3 protein-coding genes are annotated in these 2590 nt (G+C 44.6%); all 3 read left to right on the forward strand.

Annotated features, from left to right (window positions below):
• Positions 1–225: 225 nt before the first annotated feature.
• The 3 genes from dinB to ASU35_RS03735 all read left to right on the forward strand — a co-directional run bounded on the left by dinB (position 226) and on the right by ASU35_RS03735 (position 2343).
• Positions 226–1518, forward strand: coding sequence for a DNA polymerase IV (dinB, locus tag ASU35_RS03725; protein WP_058351719.1), 1293 nt, complete (start codon positions 226–228; stop codon positions 1516–1518).
• A gap of 151 nt (positions 1519–1669) precedes the next feature.
• Positions 1670–1912 (forward strand): hypothetical protein, encoded by a 243-nt coding sequence (locus tag ASU35_RS03730; RefSeq protein ID WP_058351720.1) that lies wholly within the window; start codon positions 1670–1672, stop codon positions 1910–1912.
• Positions 1913–2073: 161 nt separating this feature from the next.
• Complete coding sequence (locus ASU35_RS03735; RefSeq protein ID WP_058351721.1) at positions 2074–2343, forward strand: hypothetical protein; 270 nt, start codon at positions 2074–2076, stop codon at positions 2341–2343.
• Positions 2344–2590 lie beyond the last annotated feature (247 nt).

Raw genomic sequence — 2590 nt, forward strand, 5'->3', positions numbered from 1 at the left:
CTACAAAATATATGAACTTTTCAAGGTACTATAGCGGGGCTTTTGACCCCAACATCATACCATTAAAATATTGAAAAATCAATAGAAATATCATCAAGACGGATAACATGAAGAAAACTTCACTTGAATATCATTGTAAATGGTATTATATTAGCCATTGTAGACAAAAGACATATCACAAGAAATGAGAGCGTCAGAAATGCGTGGATGAAAGAGGGTGAATGAATGAGCCGGACAATTTTACACAGTGACTGTAACTGCTTTTATGCATCAGTAGAGCTTCTCCATCATCCGGAGCTTCGGGGAAAGCCGGTTGCGGTGGGCGGCGATCCGGAAGCCAGGCATGGAATCGTTCTGACAGCTGATTATATAGCAAAGCGGCATGGTGTAAAAACGGGGATGGCGCTGTGGCAGGCCAAACAGGTTTGTCCGGATATTACGTTTCTTCCTCCAAGGATGGATCTGTACCTGAGATTTTCTAAGATGACCCATGAGATTTATGGAGAGTATACCGACAGACAGGAACCTTATGGAATTGATGAGTGCTGGCTGGATGTGACAGACAGCGCCGGAATCAAAGGGGATGGCTATCAGATCGCCCGGGAAATCAGCGGCCGGATTAAGTCGGAGCTTGGCATTACTGTGAGTATCGGTGTGTCCTTTAACAAAATTTTTGCAAAGCTGGGATCAGATTACAAAAAACCGGATGCCATTACTACCATGAATAAGGATGAATACCGGGAAAAAGCATGGCCGCTTCCGGTGTCAGATTTACTGTATGTAGGAAGTGCCACGACGAAAAAACTATATAGCATGGGAATTACCACTATCGGCGGATTAGCACAGACGGATGAAAGAATTCTGGTCGGGAGATTCGGCAAGATGGGAAGCATCCTCTGGTCATTTGCCAATGGCTATGATGAGTCTCCGGTAAAGATTGAGAATACCAGCGCTCCGGTCAAGTCCGTAGGTAACAGTACAACGACACCAAAGGATATGGAGACAGATGAGGATGTGAAGATTGTTCTTTATATCCTGGCGGAAAGCGTTGCGGCGAGACTGAGGGAGAATGGATTCCGGTGCCGGACAGTAGAAATCAGTATAAGGGACAAAGACCTTTATCATTTTTCCAAGCAGGTAAAGCTTAAGAATGCCAGCAACATAACAAAAGAAATCGCAGAAGCAGGGTACCGGCTTTATAAGGAAAGCTACAGGCTGCCTGCAGATGAGTATGAGAAACAACAGCTTTCGCCGGAGCTTTTTCAGAAGCCACTCAGAAGTATCGGAATCCGGGGAACCGATCTTGTGACAGATTATTTCTGGGAGCAGCTGGATCTTTTCACGGATCCGGGTTTCCGAGAGAAGCAGATGAAGATGGATGATGCAGTAGATGTCATCCGAAGAAGATTTGGATTTTATAGTATTCAGAGAGGACTCATGTACCGTGACAGAATTTTGTCAGCCTGTGATGCGAAAGCAGATCATACGGTTCATCCTCATGGGTACTTTTCAGGTTAGCAACGAGACATGCCGAGAAGAATATGGAAGTGCGTTGTGCTTGCACATAAGCAGTTTCATATTTCTTCGAAGGAAAGGCGACTGCCGTGAGCGAGATGAAGCAAAGCGTAATCGAGCTGGATGGCGAGTTGCGTATAGAAAGGAGGATTTTATGGCATCTTGTAAGGTATATGTGAATGTCATGGCTGAGTTTACTAAGGATGGTCGGCTCCTTCCAAGGAGCTTTATCTGGAAAGACGGCCAGGTATACGAAATACAGAGAGTAACAGATGTGCGCAGAGCGGCCAGTCTAAAAGCCGGAGGTGTGGGAATACGCTATACATGTATTGTGAATGGAAGAGAGAGCCATCTTTTCTATGAAGATAACAATATGTGGTTTGTAGAGGAGCGGTAAATTTACAGAATGGAGTCAGTTACAAAAAGAGATCAGCGAGAAGTACAAAGGACGGATGGTGCGGACTTCGGCACATCGGAACTCATCCGTTATTTCACAATCATCAATGGTTTTCCTTTCCCTTATCCGTTGAATGGTAACAATCAACCAGGAGGATTTTGATGATGATAGATAGAAAAGATAAGAGATACGTCAGCTGCCCGGTATGTGGCAGAATCCTGATGAAGTGTCAGGGACAATGTAATATAGATATTACCTGTGGGAAATGTAACAGGGAAATTGTGGTTCTTGTAGATGAGGAGAGAGTCATGGTTCTGGAGAATAGACGAGGTTCTGAAAAGGACGGAAGAGCCGGACAGGTCCGGGTGAGTGTTCAGAAAAGCAAGGAACCGGGGAAAATGAAACCCATGAAAAGAGCTGCAAATTATTAAAATCAAATAAGTGAGATAGCAGTTGAACCGTCAGATTTGGCAGGAACCATCAGAGCCGGCACTGCGTATCAAGAGTTTGTAACGAGCTGGAATTAGCATAGAACTATTAGGAGCCGACAAAACGGAAATAGAGCCAGGTGGCATATTAGCTACCGGTCTTATTGGTATTCGTTTTGTCGACTCCTTTATTTGTCAAACCGCAGATTATCTCGGGCGATTTCCGCAGATTATTTCAGACGGAAACACC

The organism is Acetivibrio ethanolgignens (genome assembly GCF_001461035.1).
Classification (GTDB): domain Bacteria; phylum Bacillota; class Clostridia; order Lachnospirales; family Lachnospiraceae; genus Velocimicrobium; species Velocimicrobium ethanolgignens.